The organism is Sphingopyxis sp. GW821-FHT02C12 (assembly GCF_059421785.1).
Genome location: NZ_JBWKVQ010000001.1, coordinates 3,051,693 through 3,068,443, shown reverse-complemented (window position 1 = coordinate 3,068,443; position 16,751 = coordinate 3,051,693). Strand labels below are relative to the sequence as shown.

Genomic DNA, 16,751 nt, shown 5'->3' with positions numbered 1-16,751 from the left:
ACAGACGCATGATCGATTTCCGCATCGAACCCGAATTGCAGGCAAAGCTCGACTGGATGTCGAAATTCGTACGCGACGAATGCGAAGCGATGGACCTGCTCTTCCCCGGCCACGGCGCGCCCTATGACGTCGCGAACAGGGAATCGCGGGCGTATATGAAGCCGCTGCAGGACCAGGTGAAGGCACAGGGGCTGTGGGGCTGCCACCTCGGCACCGAGCTTGGCGGCCCTGGCTTTGGCCAGCTCACCCTCGCGCTGATGAACGAGATTCTCGGGCGGAGTTACTGGGCACCGACGGTGTTCGGCACCGCCGCGCCCGATACCGGCAACAGCGAGATCCTCGCGATGTTCGGGACCGCGGAACAGAAGGCGGCCTATCTTCAGCCGCTGATGGACGGCACGATCGTCTCGACCTTTTCGATGACCGAGCCGCAGGCGGGCGCCGACCCCAAGGAATTCACCTGCCGCGCGTGGCAGGAAGGGAATGAATGGGTGATCGAAGGCGAGAAATGGTTCTCGTCGAACGCGCGCTTCGCAGCCTTCCTGATCGTGATGGTGGTGACCAACCCCGAAAGCCCGCCCCACGAACGGATGTCGATGCTGATCGTCCCCACCGACACGCCGGGGGTCGAGTTCATCCGCCATTCGCAAACGATGGGCGACAGCAAAGGCGAGGATGACGGCACCCACGCCTATATCCGCTACAACAAGGTGCGCGTGCCGCTCGACGCGATGCTCGGCGGGCCGGGCGAAGGCTTCAAGGTCGCGCAGGCGCGGCTCGGCGGCGGGCGCGTCCATCATGCGATGCGCACCGTCGGCAAATGCCAGCGCGCGATCGACATGATGCTCGAACGCGCGGTGTCGCGCCGCACGCAGGGCAAGCAGCTCAGCGAGCATCAGTTCGTCCAGGGGGCGATCGCCGATTCGATCATCGAACTCGAACAATTCCGCCTGCTGGTGCTCAAGACCGCGTGGATCATCGACGAGGTCGAGGCCGGCCGCATGCCGCACGGCGCGTCGCGCACGCACATCGCGATGTGCAAGGTGCAGATGGCGAAGGTCTATCACGACATCATCCAGCGTGCGATCCAGCTCCACGGCAGCCTTGGCATGACGCTCGAACTGCCGCTCGCCGACATGTGGATGGGCCTGCCGAGCATGGCGCTGGCCGACGGACCGACCGAAGTGCACAAGGTGCAGGTCGCCAAGGCTTATCTGCGGAACGCCACGCCGGCGGCGGGGCTGTTTCCGAGCGAGCATATCCCGACCCGGCTGGCGGCGATCCGGGCGCGCTAAACGCGATGCGCGCATCCTTTGCGATCGAGGGGCGGACCGCCTTTGTCACCGGTGGCGGCAGCGGGATCGGCCTTGCGATCGGCCGTGCGCTGGCGCGGGAAGGTGCGCGCGTCGCGCTCGCAGACATCGACGGCGAGGCCCTCGAGCGCGAGACGGCGGCGCTGGGCGACGCGGCGATGGCGGTTGCGCTCGACGTGACCGACCGCGATGCTTGGGCGCGCGCGCGACAGGCTGTCGAGGCGCGGTTCGGTCCGGTCTCGATCCTCGTCAACAACGCGGGCATCGGCCCCGATCTCAATCCACTCGATGCCATGCCCGAGACGCATTTCGACCGGATCGTCGCGGTCAAGCTGACCGGCACCTATAATGGCGTCCGCTGCGTCGTCCCCGCCATGCGCGCGGCAGGTCGCGGCGGCCACGTCGTCAACACCGCGTCGATGGCCGGGCTGATCGCCAGCGCAAAGCTGGGAGGCTATACCGCGAGCAAATTTGCCGTCGTGGGCCTGAGTGAAGTGCTGCGCGCCGAACTGGGGCCCGACGGGATCGGCGTTTCGGTGCTCTGCCCCGGACTGGTGACGACCAACCTCGGCCGAAACACGGGGCGTGCGCCCCGGGCCGGCGGGATGGACCCGGCCATGGTCGGCGACATGGTCGTTCGCGGCATTCGCGAAAACCGGCTGCACATCGTAACCCACGGACAGCATCGCGGGCTCGTCGCCGACCGCATGGCGCGGGTTGTCGCCGCCTTTGACGATATTCCAACCGATCACCCCGACAGCCGCCCGGCGTCGGATACCCAAAAATATGAGGAACCGAAAAATGACGCCTGATCCCTTGTTCGATTTCACCGGCAAAGTCGCGCTCGTCACCGGCGGATCGCGCGGGTTGGGCTACCGCATGGTCAAGGCGCTGGCCGAACGCGGCGCCGATGTGATCGTGGCGAGCCGCAAGCTCGACAAATGCGAAGAGGTAGCGGCGGAATGCCGCGCTCTCGGCCGCCGGGCGATGGCGCATTCGGTACATTGCGGACGCTGGGACGAGATCGACGGCCTGATCGCGGCCACTTATGCGGAATTCGGCCGTGTCGACATATTGATCAACAACGCCGGCATGTCGCCCGCCTGCCCCAGCCACGAAATGCCCGAAAACCTGTTCGATTCGGTGCTCAACCTGAATTTCAAGGGACCGTTCCGGCTCGCGAGCCAGGTCGCGCACCGGATGAGCGAGGGCGATGGCGGCACCATCATCAACATCAGTTCGACCGGCGCGCTGATGGCGCTGCCGATGGTGATTCCTTACGGGTCGGCGAAGGCGGCGCTCAACGCGATGTCGGTGTCGCTGAGCCGCGAATATGCGCCGAAGGTGCGGGTGAACACGATCAGCCCGGGACCGTTCCTGACCGACATCGCCGAGGCGTGGGACGAGCGGAAGCGCGAGACGCAGCCGGTCGCGCTGGGGCGGCCGGGGAACCCCGACGAGATCGTGACCGCGGCACTGATGCTCGCGAGCCCGGCGTCGTCGTACACGACGGGCGCGCTGGTGCGAGTGGATGGCGGGCAGCTGTGAAATATAATCCTCCCTGTCGCGGAGCGATGGGGAGGTGGCAGCGCGGAGCGCTGACCGCCGGTGAATGCCGGTGCCCCTCGACCACGCCCTTCGGGCGCGGTCTCCCTCCCCATCGCTTCGCGACGGGGAGGATTTTGCGCAAGGCTTACCGGCGAAACCCCGCCAGCCGCTGGTCGACGATCGCTTCGGCTTCCGAAATGATCCGGTCGATCAATTCCTGACAGGTCGGAATATCGTGGATCAGCCCCTGCACCATCCCGGCCCAGAAGACGCCCTTCGACAGGTCGCCGGTGGCCAGCAGTTCGCGGCCCGCGGTGCCGGCAACCAGTTCCTGCACGTCGCCGAACTTCGCGTCGGGTTGGGCAAGGCGGCGGACGACCTCTTCGCTGACTTCGCTCTTGCCGACGCGCGCGGTGTTCTTGAAGTTGCGGAAGATCAGGAAGCTGCCGCGCTCGTCATTGTCGACATAGGCCTGCTTCACATTGTCGTGGACCGGCGCTTCCTTGGTGGCGCAGAAGCGCGTGCCCATGTTGATGCCCTCGGCACCGAGGCTGAGCGCCGCGATCAGGCCGCGGCCGTCGCCGAAACCGCCCGACGCGAGCATCGGAATTTTCACCTTGTCAGCCGCCGCCGGGATCAGGATCAGGCCGGGGATATCATCTTCGCCCGGATGGCCCGCGCATTCGAAACCGTCGATCGAGATGATGTCACAGCCGGCTTTCTCAGCCGACAGCGCATGGCGGACCGCAGTGCATTTGTGGAGGATGGTGACGCCGTGCGGCTTCACCCGCGCCCAGATCTCGCGCACCGCCGGGGTGCCCGCGGTCTCCATGATCTTGACCCCGCTTTCGACGACAGCGTCGGCATAGGCGTTGTAGTCGGGCGAATTGATCGTGGGGAAGACGGTCAGGTTGACGCCGAACGGCTTGTCGGTCATCGACCGGCACTTCTCGATCTCGTCGCGCAGCGCCTGCGGCGTCGGCTGGGTCAGCGCGGTGATGATGCCGAGCCCGCCGGCGTTCGACACCGCGCTCGCCATCTCCGCGGTGCCCACCGCCTGCATGCCGCCCTGGACGATCGGATGTTCGATCCCCAGCATTTCCGTGATTCGCGTCTTGAAGCCCATCCGCTTTTCCTCCAATAGTTATATAACTTGGTTATACTTCTAAACCCGCAATGACAAGAGGTGTCCGATGACCGCTCCCCTGCTCCGCGCCGTTCGGGCCGACGAACTCGGCCCGCCCGAAAATTACGCTCTGGTCGATTATGATCCGGGTCCACCCTCGCCCACACAAGTGAGCATTTCTATCAGGGCGGCGGGGATCAGCTTCGTCGATGTGCTGACCGCGGGCGGCGGCTATCAGGTGAAGCCGCCGGTGCCCTTCATTCCGGGCAGCGAGTGCGCAGGGGTGGTGACCGCGGTCGGGGCCGAGGTGTCGGGGCTGGCGATCGGCGACAGGGTCGTCGCCAGCGGCTGGGGCGGGATGTTCGCCGACGCGACCAACCTGCCCGCGCGCACGGTGCGCAAGATGCCCGCGGCGCTGTCGTTCGCGGAAGCCGCGGTCTTCCCCGTGAGCTATGCGACCGCGTGGCACGCGCTGGTCGATCGCGGCAGCCTCAAGGCGGGAGAGACCTTGCTGGTGCTCGGCGCGGGCGGCGCAACCGGCTATGCTGCGGTACAGATCGGCAAGCATCTGGGCGCGCGGGTGATCGGGTCGGCATCGAGCGAGGAAAAACGCGCGCTGGCCACTGCGGGCGGCGCCAATGCCGTGGTCGACGCGCGCGGCGACGACTGGCGCGATCAGGTCAAGGCGGCGAACGGCGGCAAGGGCGTCGACGTCGTGTTCGACCCCGTCGGTGGCGAGGCGACCGATCCGGCATTCCGCTCGCTGGCGTGGAACGGACGGCATCTGGTGATCGGCTTTCCGGGCGGGATCGCGGCGCTAAAGACCAATTTGCCGCTGCTGAAAGGCGCGAGCCTGATCGGGGTCGATATCCGCCAGTTCGGGATTTTCGAGCCCGAGAAGAGCGAGAGCAATCGCGATGCTGTGTTTGGGCTGGCGGGCGAAGGCACGCTGCGACCGGCGGTGGCGCGGGCCTATCCGCTGGAAGAGTTTCGCGCGGCGATGACCGATGCGGCGGCGGGCAAGAGCGCAGGGCGGATCGTGTTGGTGATGGACTAGACCCAGCCGGAGGCGATTTCGGCCAGCCGAGCGCGCCAGTCCGGCCCCGGTCGCAGCGCTTCGAATTCGACCTTGAGCCTCGCCACCAGATCCGCCACCGGCTCGACCGCATCGATCAGTCCCGCGCTTTGTCCGGCGCTCCAGATGTCGCGCCAAGGCATCACGCCCTCGGGCATCGGCGAGCGCGTGTTGGGTAGCGTTTTCGCATCCAGGCCGACCGCCTCGATAGATTGCCGCATCCAGTGCGCGGGAACGCCGTTCATCGCCGCCGAGGCGACGATATCGTCGGCGCTCACCACGGGGATCATCGTCCGGTGCCCTTCGACCACGCCGCTCTCCGGCGTCGCGATGAAGCGCGTGCCCATGCACGCGATATCGCCGCCGAGCGCGAGCGCTGCGGCGATGCCATGCGCGTCGGCGATGCCGCCCGCGACGATCAGCAGCCCGTCGAACATCCGCCGCACCGCGGGAACGAACGCCATCGGGGTCAGGAAACCGGTGTGTCCGCCCGCCCCCGCGCAGGTCAGCATCAGCCCGTCGGCGCCCGCCGCGATCGCCTTTTCGGCGTGCTTCATCGTCGTCACGTCATGGACGACGCGCCCGCCCCAGCCATGGACGCGCTCGACGAGCGCCGAGGGATCGCCGAGGCTCGAGAGGACGAACGGGACGCGATAGCGTTCGAGCAGCGCAAGTCGGTCGGCTCCCGCGGGGTCGCTGCCCCAGCGCGCGGGCATGTTGACGATCGGCGGCGCGCCGCCCGTGTCGGCGAGCGCCGCCAGATAGTCTTCGAACTGTTCGAACGGCGTGATCGTGCCGCCCTGCCAGCCGCCGATCACACCCGCCTGGCAACAGGCGACAGCGAGCGGGACCGACGAGGCGAAGCTCATCGGTGCGCACATCAGGGGAAGCGAGAGGTAGGAAAAGATCGTCATCCGCGCGTCTTGGCAGATTTCTTCGCATCCTGCGCCTGTTTGAACGCAGCCTTGTGTGCGGCCTGCTCTTCCGCCGAATAGACGCGCTGATGGATATCCTGATAAAAGACGATCTTGCCGTCCTTGACCTGATAGACGCCGACCCACGGCTGTTCGTCGTTCGGTGCGTGCAGCGTCCAGAAGGCCCAGCCGACATTGCCATCAGTGACCAGCCGGTCGAGTGTGCAGCAGCCGTCGCCGGCGCCTTCGAACTGCGCGAGGAATCTGGTCGCCGCTTCCTTGCCCTCATAGCGTCCCCATATCGGGTCGATGAAGACGATGTCGTCGGCAAGCAGCGCCCCGTTGGCGCCGAAGCGGTTCGCGTCGGTGTTATTCCAGAACGCTTCCATCACCGCCTTGGCATCGCGCTCCGGCGCCGCGGCTTCGGGCTTTGGCTGGCATCCGACTAGCGCAACCGCCGCCGTCAGTCCGATCAGGATTTTCCGCATATCTCCCCCTTATTTCAGACAGTCGCCTTCAGCGCGTCGAGCACCCGGACATAATGGACCGGATTCCATACGTCCTGATCCTCGCCCCAGCCGATGCCGCCGTCGATGTCCCAGCGCATCAGCTGGTTCACGCCATAACCCGCTTCGCTCATCGTGCTGACGACGAAGCCTTCGCTCTTCATTTCGCGGCCATGCTCGTCGACCAACTCGACTTGCATATGCGTGCTCCAGCCGGTTTTCGGGCTGCGAAACACGCGCATGCGCGATTGGCTCGAATCGAGGCTGCCAAAGCTCCCGTCGCGGCGGATCCAGCCGGCGTTCATCGGCGACCAGCCGTCGGCGTCGCCGTCCTGCACGCGCGCGAAGCCGAGGAAGCCGGTGCCGTCGAGGCGGTGGCCGAAGATATACTGGATCCGTCCGCGGCCGCGCTCACGCTCGATCTCGCGCCAGCGCGCGCCGCCGGGGTGCTTCACGCGTTCGATGTCGCTGGCATAGACTTTCGGACTCGCCGCATAGGGTCCGCCGCGCGGCCCCCAGGTGCGGTCGCGCACCCCGATGCCGTCGATACGGATGCGCTCGCCGCGCAGGGTCATCCAGCCTTCGACATGGCCAAGTTGGTCGTAATGCGGGGTCGCCATGAACGGCGGCTTGCCCGGCGGGAAGCGGTGCGGTTCGTGGAGGCCCGTGTGGGTGAAATCGAGCGCGAAACCGCGCGACGCGTCCTCGTACTGGAGGTGATATTTCATCCCCGGCTCGATCATCTTGAGGCTGTAGCCGCCACCGTTCTTGTCGCCGGGAAAGACGATGTCGGTGAGGTCGGGCGCGTCGGGCATCGCCGCTTCCTCGACCTTGCGATAATAGGCCATGCGCGCCTGGTCATAGCCCTCGTCATCCCAGGCGAAGATGCGCCAGGTGACCGCCTTGCGGTTCTGATAATAGGGCGCATGGATCCAGCAGCCGATCTTGCGTTCGGGGATGTTGAACGACCACCAGTTGGTCTCGGTTTCATAGGGATCGTCGGATAGCTGATGGTAGCGGTCGTCTTCCGGCTTGAACGCCAGGTCGTCGGTCATGCAATCGTCTCCAGTTCGTCGAGCGCGGCGGCGAACAGCGCCGCGATGCGGCCCGCGTCGGCGATTTTCTCGGCATCGGCGATCACGCCCATGTCGAGATTGTCGCCGCTGCGCCGCGAGGTGATGTTGAGAAAGCGGCCCGAGCCGATGATCGGCACGGGGTAATTGTTGCGCTGGCGAAAGCCGGCATAGCTGCGCGCCTCGGCCGGGCCGGGCACGTTCGACAACGTCAAATTGCCGGGGATCAGGCGCTTGCCACCCGCCAGCCGCTCGGCAAAGGCGATACGGCGATCCTTGGCGCCGAAAGGCTTTTCGGCGGCGTCGAGCAGCGCCTCGTCGTGCGGCGTGCGGCGCATCTCTGCGGCCATTGACGCCTGGATCGCGCGCAGGCGTTCGACGGGGTCAGCGAGGTGCGTCGCGAGATGCGGATGCAACGCGACGATGCGGTTGCCGAAATCGCCATGTTCGGGGCGGCGATAGGACCGCGCCGAATTGACCACCAGCGGCGTGCCGGGAAGATCGTCGATCTCGATCAGATATTTGCGGAGCGCCGTGCTGGCGAGCGTCAGGAAGATGTCGTTGACCGTGGCTTCGAGCGCCTTGCCGACCGCCTTCACGCGGGCGAGCGGCAGGCTGATCGTCGCGTAGCGGCGGCGTGCCGAGGTCGGGCCCGACATCTTGAGCTGCGGCGTTGGGGCGCGGTCGCCCTTATGGGCTTCGAGCTTAGCGAGCGCATCTCGGCGGCGCTCCGACTGTTCGGCGCGCTGCGCGGCCTCGTCGGCGAACCGCGTCTGCGCGAGCACGCGCCAAGTCCCCCCGTCGGGCAACGCCGCGTCGGCGGTGCGCTGCGGTACCGAGGGCGCGGCGTCGCTGAGCAGGGCGAGGACGGTCTGAAAACCGATGCCGTCGGCGACGCTGTGGTGCATCTTGAGGTAGAGCGCGCTGCCGCCGTGCGCGAGCCGTTCGAAGACATGCGCCGCGAAGGGCGGACCTTCGAGGTCGAGCCGCCGCATGTTGAGCATCGCGACGGCGGCATGAAGCTCGTCGTCGGCCCACGCGCCGGGATGCGGCTGGACCGCGACAAGCGCGTCGAGATTGCAACTCGCGAGATCGGCCCATACGTCCGAATCGAAACCGTCGGGGGCTTCGTGCAGCCGCGCGAGCAGCGGCGTCGCGGGCAGACGCTCGGCAAACTGGCGGCGGATCGCCGCGGCAAAACCCTCCTGCCGGTCGGGCGGCACATCGAGCAGGATCAGTGCACCGACATGCATCGGAGACGCGTCGGTTTCGGACAGGATCATAAAATGATCGTCGGGGCGCAGCCGGCGGACGCCCGCGGCGAGTTGGAGCGGGTCGCGGACGCCGCTCACGCCGTCACCACCCCGCGAGGACCGCCGCCCGCGCGCGATGCGCGGCGGGGCTTCCGAGCCATGCCCGGTCAAAAGCCGCGCGACGAAACCAGTAATGGAGTCCATATTCCCAAGTGTACCCGATGCCCCCATGCGCGGCGACCGCCGCCCGGGTCGACCGGACGTAGATGTCACACAGGTGAGCCTTTGCCATCGCGGCCGCACGCGGCGCGTCGGGGAGGCCAGCATCCCAGGCATAGGCGGCGTACCACAAGAGCGCGCGCGCTGGCTCCACGTCGAGCGCCATATGCGCGAGCTGGTGCTTGAGCGCCTGGAAACGGCCGATCAGCTGGCCGAACTGTTCGCGGTCCTTCGCATAGGCGACACTCATGTCGGTGACCTTCTGCGCGCCGCCGAGCGCGTCGGCGGCGACCAGCACCAGCGCGGCATCGACGAGACGGCCGGTCATCGGGTCGCTCGCGGCGAAGAGCGTCTCGCCGGCATCGACGGGAATCTCGACCTTCGACACCGGGCGGCTGCGGTCGGCGGCTTTCACCGCCTCGATCGCCGCGTCGGCAGCGGCGACGAGGCGGACCCCGGCTTCGCAGTCGACGATCAGGAAAAAGTCGGCGGCGCGCGCGCAAGGGACAAACGCGCTGCCGCCGTGGACCAGCGTCGCGACCTTTTCGCCGCTCGCCAGCGTTTCGAGATGGGATTTTGCTGCGTCATCGTCGCTGTGCGCAACGGCGGCGACGGCGAGAAGCTGGCCGATTAGCGGCCCAGGTGCAGCTGCCTCGCCCACGACCTCGCACACCAGCGCGGCGTCGAGCAGACCCATGCCGCTATCGGGCGCGAGCGTGCCGCCGAGGCCGAGCGCCATCAGCGCGTCCCAGCTGGTGCGGTCGAAATCATCGTCGCCATCGGCAAAGGCATGAAGCCGCTCGATCGGCCAGGCGTCGGCGAGCGTACCGCGCACCGCGTCCTGGATCGCCATCTGTTCTTCGGTCAGGTGAAAATGCATCTCAGCGCTCCCCGCTCATCGCAAGATCGCGCGGCAGGCCGAGGCCGCGTTCGCCGATGATGTTGCGCTGGATGTTCGACGCGCCGCCGGCGATCGAATTGCCGAGGCTGCCCATGATCTGGTCGAGCCATTTTTCGGGTCCGCGCGGCCCGCGATTGCCGCGTCCTCCGGCGCCCGCGGGTTCGACAAAGCCATGCTCGCCGATCAGGTCCTGCGCGAGCAGTGCCATCTCGTGCCCGATTTCGGTGAGCAGCAATTTCATCATCAGCGCGACCGGACCGGGGTCCTCGCCTGCCGCCGCACAGCTGAACAGGCGGTAGCTGGTGTAGCGGTGCGAAAGGACGGACCCTTCGATCTGGGCGAGCTTGTCGCGGACGATCGGATCGTCGATGCGGTCGACCTCCTTCGCGAGTTCGACGAGCTTGGCGAACTGGCGCCCGAGCCCGTCGGCGCCGCCGATGCTCGCGCGTTCGTGCTTGAGCGTCGTGCGGCTGACATACCAGCCCTGCCCGCGTTCGCCGACCTGCCACGACACCGGGGTCTCGGCATTGTCGAAGAAAAATTCGCAGAAGGTGTGATCGCCCTCCTCGCCGGTCATCTGGCGGATCGGACGGCGGGTGACGCCGGGCTGGTCGAGGTCGATCAACAGATAGGTGATGCCGTCATGCTTGGGCGCATCGGGTTCGGTGCGCACCAGCATGAACATATGCGTCGATTGCATGCCCTGCGACGTCCATATCTTCTGACCGTTGATGATCCACTTGCTGCCGTCGGGCGACAGCTCGCCCTTGGTGCGCACGCTCGCAAGGTCGCTGCCCGAACCGGGTTCGGAATAGCCTTGCCCCCAGATATAATCGCCCGACACCGTCTTGCGGATGAAAAGGTCCTTCTGCTCGTCACTGCCCTTTTCGAGGAGGGTCGGCACGGTCATGTTCATGCCGTTGCCGCCGACTTCCATCGGCGCACGGGCGCGCGCGAATTCCTCCCGGATCACCTGCGCCTTGATGACATCGACGCTTTGCTCGGAGCCACCATAGATCTTGGGAATAGCGCGGTAGAGATAGCCCGCGTCGGTCGCCTGGGTGCGAAAGGTACGGATGAACGCCTTGAGATCGGCGCCGCGCAGGTCGGCGGCCCGGGGCCAGTGCGACGACAGAAAGGCGCGGACCTCCGTACGAAAGACCTCGGCGGCCTCGCCATAGCTCAGATCCATCGCTCGCTCTCCCTTGTCGATGGCGATTCTATGCTTAAGTTATATAACTACGTCAACCATGTTGTGCGGCGGGCGAAGCATGGTAGGAGGCGCCGATGAACAGCACCGCCGACCCAATCCCCCATTATTTCGTCCACACCGCCGAGGGTTTCGAACCCACCGGCCTGTCGCGCAACCCCTGGTTCGCCGATGCGGTCGCCGGCGGGCCGATCTCGGCGCTGTTCGCGCATGCGATCGAACAAGCCGGTTTCGATCCGGGGTTCGAAATTTGCCGCGTGACGATCGACTTTTTGGGCATCGTGCCGCGCGCGCCGCTGGTCCCGCGCATCGTCCCGGTGCGCCAGGGACGGCAGGCGCAGCTCTATCGCATCGAACTGCTGGCAGGCGCGAAGATGGTCGCGCAGGCGCATGTGCTGCTGGCACGGCAGCTCGACACGCCCGAATTTCATCCCCTGCACCCGCACCCCGCGCCCGAGGATGTGACCGAGGACGATTTCCTGATCGGCGCGAGCATGGCTGGGGCGATCCGAACGCGGCCGGTCATGGGGCAGGTGCGCGAACCGGGCCGCGGCGTGGCCTGGATGTGCATGAACGGCGAGGTCGTGCGCGGCGTGCCGGCGTCGCCCTTCGTCAAGGCGTGCCTGTTCGCCGATTTCGGCAATGGCGTAGGCAGCGCGACGCACGCGCATGAATGGAGCTATGCGAACCTCGACATCGGCATCCAGTTCTTTCGCATGCCGCGCGGCGCATGGCTCCTGCTCGACGCCCACACCGAGGGCGCGGGCAACGGGCATGCGGTGGCGCAGAATCTCTTCGCCGATGAGGACGGCGTTTATGCCAAGGGCACGCAGACAGTCTTTGTCGCGCCCGGAAGTCCGCGGTAAAAAGTTCGTCATTGCGAGCGAAGCAAAGCAATCCAGGGTGGTCTTGCGCCTACTCTGGATTGCCGCGTCGCTTCGCTCCTCGCAATGACGGAGGTGCGTTATTCGCCCCTGAAAACCGGCGCGCGCTTTTCGGTGACCGCCGCCAGTCCCTCGCGGTGATCCTGGCTACCGAGCAATAGCGCCTGATTGGGCAGATTGGCCTGCCATTCGGCCTCCATGCTGCTTTCGAGCGCGCGCTGGATCGATTGCTTGACCGTCGCATAGCCGAGCGGGGCCGATGCGGCGAGTTCGCGCGCCATGTCCATGCCGCGCGCCGCGAGATCGTCCTTCGCGACCACCTCGCTCACCAGTCCGATGCTCAGTGCTTCCTCGGCGCGCACCTGTTTCCCGCGCAGGCACATTTCCATCGCGCGGCCGAGCCCGACGATGCGCGGGAGCAGGAAGGTGCCGCCGAGCGGCGGCATGATGCCGAGCTTGATCCAGCTTTCCTGGAACATCGCGCTGTCGGCGGCGATGCGGAAGTCGCAAGCGAGCGCGAGTTCGCACCCGACCGTGACCGCCGCGCCCTGCACCAGCGCCAGCGTCGGTTTCGGACAGCGATAGATGGCGCGGGCGGCACCCTGGAAATTGGCGTAGACGGTGTCCTTGATCTCGCTTGCCGCCATGCCGGTCAGGCGTTGCAGGAAAGCGAAATCGGCACCAACCGAGAAATGCTTGCCCTCGGCGGCGAGGATGATTGCGCGAACGTCGCGATCCGAAGACAGTGCCACGAAAGCGTCGCGTATCTCGCCGAGCATTTCGGGCGAAGACGCGTTGCCGATGTCGGCGCGCGCGACGGTGACGGCGGCGATGCCGGCATCGTGGCGGTCGATGCGGATATGCGCAAAATCAGCCATCGGGATTTTCGGCCTTTTTCTTTTCGCGCCAGACCATTGCGGTCGCGCTGGTCGACAGGCCCATGTTGAGCGCCTCGGCATCGAGCGCGGCCTCGAAGGCCCAATCCTCGGCATTGTTGAGGTTCGCCTTCATATAGCGATAGCCCATGCGCGGGCCGTCGGCGAGGCGGCGGGCGGCCTTGATCGTTTCTTCGCGCAGCACGTCGTCGTCGAACAGGCGGGTGTAGAGTCCCTTGGCGAAGGCCTCGTCGGCGGTCAGTTTTTCACCGAGCAGGAAAAGCTCGCGCGCGACGCCGGTGCCGACGATCTTGGTCCAGAACCAGGTCGATCCGAAATCGCCGCCCGCGCCGATGCGGTCGAACGCGGTCAGGAAGCTCGCGCTTTTCGCGGCGAAGCGCAGGTCGCACGCCCCAGCGATGCCGATGCCAGCGCCCGCGACGGGTCCGTTGACCATCGCGATCGTCGGCTTTGGCATTTCGTGGAGCAGGCGCGAGGTTTCCATGAAGCTGCGGAGGCGCACATGACCCTGTTCGGTGCGGCTGCCGCTGTCGGCATTGGCGGGCACGACCGCCTTGTCGGCGCCGCCTTCCTTGAGGTCCCCGCCGGCGCAAAAGCCCCTGCCCGCTCCGGTGACGACGACGCAGCCGACCGACGCATCGCGCGCCGCATCGGCGCAGGCGTCGGCGAGCGGCGCCATGATCGAACCGGTCAGCGCATTGAGCCGGTCGGGCCGGTTGAGGGTGATGGTGCGGACCCCCGCATCATCGTCGATCAGTATTTCGCTCATAAATCTCTCCGTTCTCTCCCTTCGTCATTGCGAGCGAAGCGAAGCAATCCAGGGCGGTTTGCGCCTGCTCTGGATTGCCGCGTCGCTTCGCTCCTCGCAATGACGACGTGAAGACGATCGGCGATCGGCCGTCCGGTCAATCCCCGCCAAGTTCGCGGTGGCGCGCCAGCATCTGGACCGCTTTTTGCGCGAGTTCTTCGGGAACCTGCGGATAGAGCGGCTGCGGGCGATCCTTGCTCGGCAGCGCGATCGTCGCGGTGGCCCGAACCGTTTCCTCGTCGCGCTGGTTGGTGAACTTCACCGCGACGTCGACGAGATTCTGGCCACCCTCCTGGCGCTTCGCCAGCACTTCGCCGGTGACGCGCTGGACGTCGCCCATATAGTTGAACTTGCGGATCTCGTCGTGGATGTGGGTGATGACGGCATCGTCGCCGGCCCAGTCGCTCAGATATTGCCACAGGTAATTTTCGCGCATGACTCCATAGTCATAGGCCATCGGATTGCCGATCGCCTGCGCCCACACCGGGTCCCAGTGCAACCGCTGTGCGACGTCGGGAATGCCATGCTCGTTCTTCACATAGAAGGCCGGGATGCGCTGGCGATTCTTGTGCGCGAGGCGGTTGGCGGTCGGCGCATAGGGCACGAAGCCATAGCCGCCGGCGTGGAAACAGATAACGTCGGTGACGGTCAGCGGACCTTTCGCTTGCAGCCCGACCGAATCGCCCTTTTCGACGCTTTCGAACCAGCGCTTCTTGGCGCCCTGAACATGCTCCTTGGCATAGATGTCCTCGATCGCCTGCATTTCCTCGTCGGTGTAGCTCGCGGGTTCGATCGCCGAATATTTGCCCTTCTTCGCGGCGGTCTTGCGCTCGGTGAGCACGCGCAGGATGCGATAGACCGCGACGACCTCGCCGCGCTGGTTGATCTTCACGTCGCGGCGATTGGTGATCACCGAGCGCCCGGCGAATTCGGACTGCTTGACCTCGCACGTCTCGTCACCGTTGAAGCTGTAGATGGTGTCGCCCGGAAAGATCGGGCGATAGAAATCCCATTGCGACCCCGACACGAAAACGTGGATGCCACGGAACAGGCTTTTCTTGAGAGCCTTGATGTCGTCGGGAATCGGGTCCCCCTTCATCGGCTTGTTGATGATGCCCGCCATCATGCCCGGTGCGATCACGCTGCCCCAGCGGGTCTTCTTGGCATAATTGGGATCGGTGTAGAGCGGCTTGTCGTCGCCCATGCCGTGCGCGAAGTTGCGGATATTATCCTCGGTCGCGGTGGTGATATATTCGCGGGTCTTCGCGGCCTGATCGAATCCCAGCAATTTGCGCTGCCGCTCGATATCCTCGTCGGTAATCTCATAGGCGACGGCTTTCTGCCACTCATCGCTCTGCTTGATGTCACTTTTCGCCTCGGCCATCACTATCTCCCTTGTCACGAGTTGTATAACTAGGTAATACATGCCCAACAATGACGCAAGGGGATAAAGCCGCAATGGAAGTTCGCCGCATCAGCGATGCCTTGAAGGTGCGCGCGACGCACCAGTCGAATGACATCGCGCACGACGACACGCGGCGGCAAATCACCTTCGCCGAATGGGACCGCGAAGCCGACGAAGTAGGCGGCGGTCTGGCGGCGGCGGGACTGGTTCCCGGCGACCGGGTATTCCTGCCGATCAGCAATGCGCATGCGATCGAGATGGCGATCGCGGTGTTCGCGGTGTTCCGCGCCGGCGGCATCGCCTGCCCGATCAGCACGCGCCTCAACCCGCGGGAAATCGCCGATTATGCGGCCTTGTGCGAACCGCGTTTCTGCCTGACCGATGCGCCCGATTTGATGAAGGATGTGCCGCTTGCCGGTTGCTGGCGCGTCGATGCCATGCCGCGCGATATCGCGGCGCTGCCCGACCAGACGAGCCTCGACCCGGCGGCCGACGCCGAAATCCTCGGCACCTCGGGCACGACCGGCAAGATCAAGGGCGTCGTGATATCGCACCCCGATCTGATGACCGGCGTCACCGGCCTCAACATGGACCGCTCGCGCTCGACGCTGAACGCGCTGCCGCTCACCGGGTCCGGCGGCAACATCGGCATCGTGATGCTGCCCGCGCGCGGCGGCGCGACCGCGATCACCCAGCAGAAATTCGATCCGAAGGGCTTTCTGGAGCTGGCGAAGGAAAAGCGGCCGAATCTTGTCTACCTGGTGCCGTCGATGCTGCGGCTCGTGCTCGATCATCCCGATGTCGGCGATTACGACATGGAGGGAGTCAAATATCTGATGACCGGCACCGCGCCGCTACCGCATGATTCGGTGAAGCGCGCGGCCGAACTGTGGCCGCACCTGCGCATACGTAACAGCTATGGCATGTCCGAGGGCGGCGTGGGCTTGGGCACGACCAGCCAGGAACAGGTGCTCAAACCCGGCTGCGTCGGCAAGCTACCCGCGCATATGCAGATCCGCGACGAGGGCGGCAATGTCATCACCGAAGCGGGCGTCGTCGGCGAGATCTACGGCTGGCAGAAGCATGCACGGCGTTACTGGAACGATGAAGAAGCGACCGCAGCGAGCTTCAAGGGCGGCTGGACCAAGACCGGCGACCTCGGCTTCGTCGACGAAGACGGCGACCTGATCATGGCCGGCCGGTCGAAGGAGCTGATCATCCGCGGCGGCTACAACATCACCCCGCTCGAGATCGAGACGGTGCTGCATTTGCATCCCGCGGTCCAGCAGGCGGCGGTGGTCGGCGTCCCGCATGAGGTGCTGGGCGAGGATATTGCCGCCGCTGTCACATTGCGCCCCGGCTGCGGCGAAGCGACGGCCGACGACATCATCGCATTCTGCAAGGCCCATCTGGGCGACAACAAGGTGCCGCGCACTTTGGTCGTGATGGATCATATGCCGCTCAACCCGAACGGGAAGATCCTGAAGAAGGATCTGGCCGAGCCGCTGGCGAAAGCGGCGGAAGCGCGGCGGCGGGCGGCGTAGCTCCCCAACACTCGTCATTGCGAGCGGAGCGAAGCAATCCAGGGCGGTTTACGCCACTCTGGATTGCCGCGTCGCC

Annotated in this window: 16 protein-coding genes; 6 read left to right on the top strand and 10 right to left on the bottom strand. The window is 65.8% G+C overall.

Annotation, left to right across the window (positions count from 1 at the left end):
- Positions 1 to 8: 8 nt before the first annotated feature.
- Genes AC07U1_RS14600 through AC07U1_RS14590 form a run of 3 tightly spaced genes read left to right on the top strand, consistent with a single transcriptional unit; the run spans position 9 to position 2,861 of the window.
- Positions 9 to 1,295, top strand: a complete 1,287-nt coding sequence (locus AC07U1_RS14600; RefSeq protein ID WP_495176002.1) for an acyl-CoA dehydrogenase family protein — start codon at positions 9 to 11, stop codon at positions 1,293 to 1,295.
- A gap of 5 nt (positions 1,296 to 1,300) precedes the next feature.
- Complete coding sequence (locus tag AC07U1_RS14595; RefSeq protein ID WP_495176003.1) at positions 1,301 to 2,125, top strand: SDR family oxidoreductase; 825 nt, start codon at positions 1,301 to 1,303, stop codon at positions 2,123 to 2,125.
- Positions 2,115 to 2,861, top strand: a complete 747-nt coding sequence (locus AC07U1_RS14590) for an SDR family NAD(P)-dependent oxidoreductase (RefSeq protein WP_492738350.1) — start codon at positions 2,115 to 2,117, stop codon at positions 2,859 to 2,861. Before AC07U1_RS14595 ends, AC07U1_RS14590 begins: the two co-directional genes overlap by 11 nt.
- A gap of 145 nt (positions 2,862 to 3,006) precedes the next feature.
- Here the strand turns inward: AC07U1_RS14590 and AC07U1_RS14585 are convergent, their stop codons facing one another.
- Positions 3,007 to 3,987, bottom strand: a complete 981-nt coding sequence (locus tag AC07U1_RS14585) for an NAD(P)H-dependent flavin oxidoreductase (protein ID WP_056347599.1) — start codon at positions 3,985 to 3,987, stop codon at positions 3,007 to 3,009.
- Between the two features lie 67 nt (positions 3,988 to 4,054).
- Between AC07U1_RS14585 and AC07U1_RS14580 the strand changes: the two genes are divergently transcribed.
- On the top strand, positions 4,055 to 5,044 hold the full coding sequence (locus AC07U1_RS14580) for an NADPH:quinone oxidoreductase family protein (protein ID WP_495176004.1): 990 nt from the start codon (positions 4,055 to 4,057) through the stop codon (positions 5,042 to 5,044).
- Here AC07U1_RS14580 and AC07U1_RS14575 read toward each other — a convergent pair.
- The 6 genes from AC07U1_RS14575 to AC07U1_RS14550 are packed head-to-tail and all read right to left on the bottom strand — an operon-like array spanning position 5,041 to position 11,120.
- Positions 5,041 to 5,931, bottom strand: a complete 891-nt coding sequence (locus AC07U1_RS14575; RefSeq protein WP_495197720.1) for an NAD(P)H-dependent flavin oxidoreductase — start codon at positions 5,929 to 5,931, stop codon at positions 5,041 to 5,043. The genes AC07U1_RS14580 and AC07U1_RS14575 overlap by 4 nt on opposite strands.
- Positions 5,932 to 5,972: 41 nt before the next feature.
- Positions 5,973 to 6,464: a nuclear transport factor 2 family protein gene (locus AC07U1_RS14570; RefSeq protein WP_495176006.1), complete on the bottom strand. Its 492-nt coding sequence runs from the start codon at positions 6,462 to 6,464 to the stop codon at positions 5,973 to 5,975.
- A 14-nt stretch (positions 6,465 to 6,478) separates the two neighbouring features.
- Positions 6,479 to 7,537: a DUF7064 domain-containing protein gene (locus tag AC07U1_RS14565; protein WP_495176007.1), complete on the bottom strand. Its 1,059-nt coding sequence runs from the start codon at positions 7,535 to 7,537 to the stop codon at positions 6,479 to 6,481.
- Positions 7,534 to 8,907, bottom strand: coding sequence for a wax ester/triacylglycerol synthase domain-containing protein (locus AC07U1_RS14560; protein ID WP_495176008.1), 1,374 nt, complete (start codon positions 8,905 to 8,907; stop codon positions 7,534 to 7,536). The genes AC07U1_RS14565 and AC07U1_RS14560 overlap by 4 nt, the downstream gene beginning before the upstream one ends.
- Before the next feature lie 4 nt (positions 8,908 to 8,911).
- Positions 8,912 to 9,907 (bottom strand): acyl-CoA dehydrogenase family protein, encoded by a 996-nt coding sequence (locus tag AC07U1_RS14555; RefSeq protein ID WP_495176009.1) that lies wholly within the window; start codon positions 9,905 to 9,907, stop codon positions 8,912 to 8,914.
- 1 nt (position 9,908) lies between these two features.
- Positions 9,909 to 11,120, bottom strand: a complete 1,212-nt coding sequence (locus AC07U1_RS14550; RefSeq protein WP_495176010.1) for an acyl-CoA dehydrogenase family protein — start codon at positions 11,118 to 11,120, stop codon at positions 9,909 to 9,911.
- Positions 11,121 to 11,215: 95 nt separating this feature from the next.
- Here AC07U1_RS14550 and AC07U1_RS14545 point away from each other — a divergent pair, with 95 nt between their 5' ends.
- Positions 11,216 to 12,004 carry a thioesterase family protein gene (locus AC07U1_RS14545; RefSeq protein WP_495176011.1) on the top strand — a complete coding sequence of 263 codons (789 nt, stop codon included), beginning with the start codon at positions 11,216 to 11,218 and terminating at the stop codon, positions 12,002 to 12,004.
- A gap of 98 nt (positions 12,005 to 12,102) precedes the next feature.
- On the opposite strand, the gene AC07U1_RS14540 is transcribed toward AC07U1_RS14545, so the two are convergent.
- The 3 genes from AC07U1_RS14540 to AC07U1_RS14530 form a co-directional block, all read right to left on the bottom strand.
- The gene (locus AC07U1_RS14540) at positions 12,103 to 12,900 is read right to left on the bottom strand and encodes an enoyl-CoA hydratase/isomerase family protein (RefSeq protein WP_495176012.1); all 798 of its coding nucleotides are present in this window, start codon (positions 12,898 to 12,900) and stop codon (positions 12,103 to 12,105) included.
- Positions 12,893 to 13,687 (bottom strand): enoyl-CoA hydratase-related protein, encoded by a 795-nt coding sequence (locus AC07U1_RS14535; protein WP_495176013.1) that lies wholly within the window; start codon positions 13,685 to 13,687, stop codon positions 12,893 to 12,895. Before AC07U1_RS14535 ends, AC07U1_RS14540 begins: the two co-directional genes overlap by 8 nt.
- 136 nt (positions 13,688 to 13,823) lie before the next feature.
- Complete coding sequence (locus AC07U1_RS14530; RefSeq protein ID WP_495176014.1) at positions 13,824 to 15,110, bottom strand: FAS1-like dehydratase domain-containing protein; 1,287 nt, start codon at positions 15,108 to 15,110, stop codon at positions 13,824 to 13,826.
- 74 nt (positions 15,111 to 15,184) lie between these two features.
- On the opposite strand from AC07U1_RS14530, the gene AC07U1_RS14525 reads away from it, so the two are divergent.
- The gene (locus AC07U1_RS14525) at positions 15,185 to 16,675 is read left to right on the top strand and encodes a class I adenylate-forming enzyme family protein (RefSeq protein WP_495176015.1); all 1,491 of its coding nucleotides are present in this window, start codon (positions 15,185 to 15,187) and stop codon (positions 16,673 to 16,675) included.
- Positions 16,676 to 16,751: the final 76 nt, after the last annotated feature.

Excerpts from the sequence above, each read along its gene's own strand:
- AC07U1_RS14600 (WP_495176002.1), top strand. The coding sequence starts at position 9 with ATGATCGATTTCCGCATCGAACCCGAATTGCAGGCAAAGCTCGACTGG.
- AC07U1_RS14595 (WP_495176003.1), top strand. The coding sequence starts at position 1,301 with ATGCGCGCATCCTTTGCGATCGAGGGGCGGACCGCCTTTGTCACCGGT.
- AC07U1_RS14590 (WP_492738350.1), top strand. The coding sequence starts at position 2,115 with ATGACGCCTGATCCCTTGTTCGATTTCACCGGCAAAGTCGCGCTCGTC.
- AC07U1_RS14585 (WP_056347599.1), bottom strand. The coding sequence starts at position 3,987 with ATGGGCTTCAAGACGCGAATCACGGAAATGCTGGGGATCGAACATCCG.
- AC07U1_RS14580 (WP_495176004.1), top strand. The coding sequence starts at position 4,055 with ATGACCGCTCCCCTGCTCCGCGCCGTTCGGGCCGACGAACTCGGCCCG.
- AC07U1_RS14575 (WP_495197720.1), bottom strand. The coding sequence starts at position 5,931 with ATGAGCTTCGCCTCGTCGGTCCCGCTCGCTGTCGCCTGTTGCCAGGCG.
- AC07U1_RS14570 (WP_495176006.1), bottom strand. The coding sequence starts at position 6,464 with ATGCGGAAAATCCTGATCGGACTGACGGCGGCGGTTGCGCTAGTCGGA.
- AC07U1_RS14565 (WP_495176007.1), bottom strand. The coding sequence starts at position 7,537 with ATGACCGACGACCTGGCGTTCAAGCCGGAAGACGACCGCTACCATCAG.
- AC07U1_RS14555 (WP_495176009.1), bottom strand. The coding sequence starts at position 9,907 with ATGCATTTTCACCTGACCGAAGAACAGATGGCGATCCAGGACGCGGTG.
- AC07U1_RS14550 (WP_495176010.1), bottom strand. The coding sequence starts at position 11,120 with ATGGATCTGAGCTATGGCGAGGCCGCCGAGGTCTTTCGTACGGAGGTC.
- AC07U1_RS14545 (WP_495176011.1), top strand. The coding sequence starts at position 11,216 with ATGAACAGCACCGCCGACCCAATCCCCCATTATTTCGTCCACACCGCC.
- AC07U1_RS14540 (WP_495176012.1), bottom strand. The coding sequence starts at position 12,900 with ATGGCTGATTTTGCGCATATCCGCATCGACCGCCACGATGCCGGCATC.
- AC07U1_RS14535 (WP_495176013.1), bottom strand. The coding sequence starts at position 13,687 with ATGAGCGAAATACTGATCGACGATGATGCGGGGGTCCGCACCATCACC.
- AC07U1_RS14530 (WP_495176014.1), bottom strand. The coding sequence starts at position 15,110 with ATGGCCGAGGCGAAAAGTGACATCAAGCAGAGCGATGAGTGGCAGAAA.
- AC07U1_RS14525 (WP_495176015.1), top strand. The coding sequence starts at position 15,185 with ATGGAAGTTCGCCGCATCAGCGATGCCTTGAAGGTGCGCGCGACGCAC.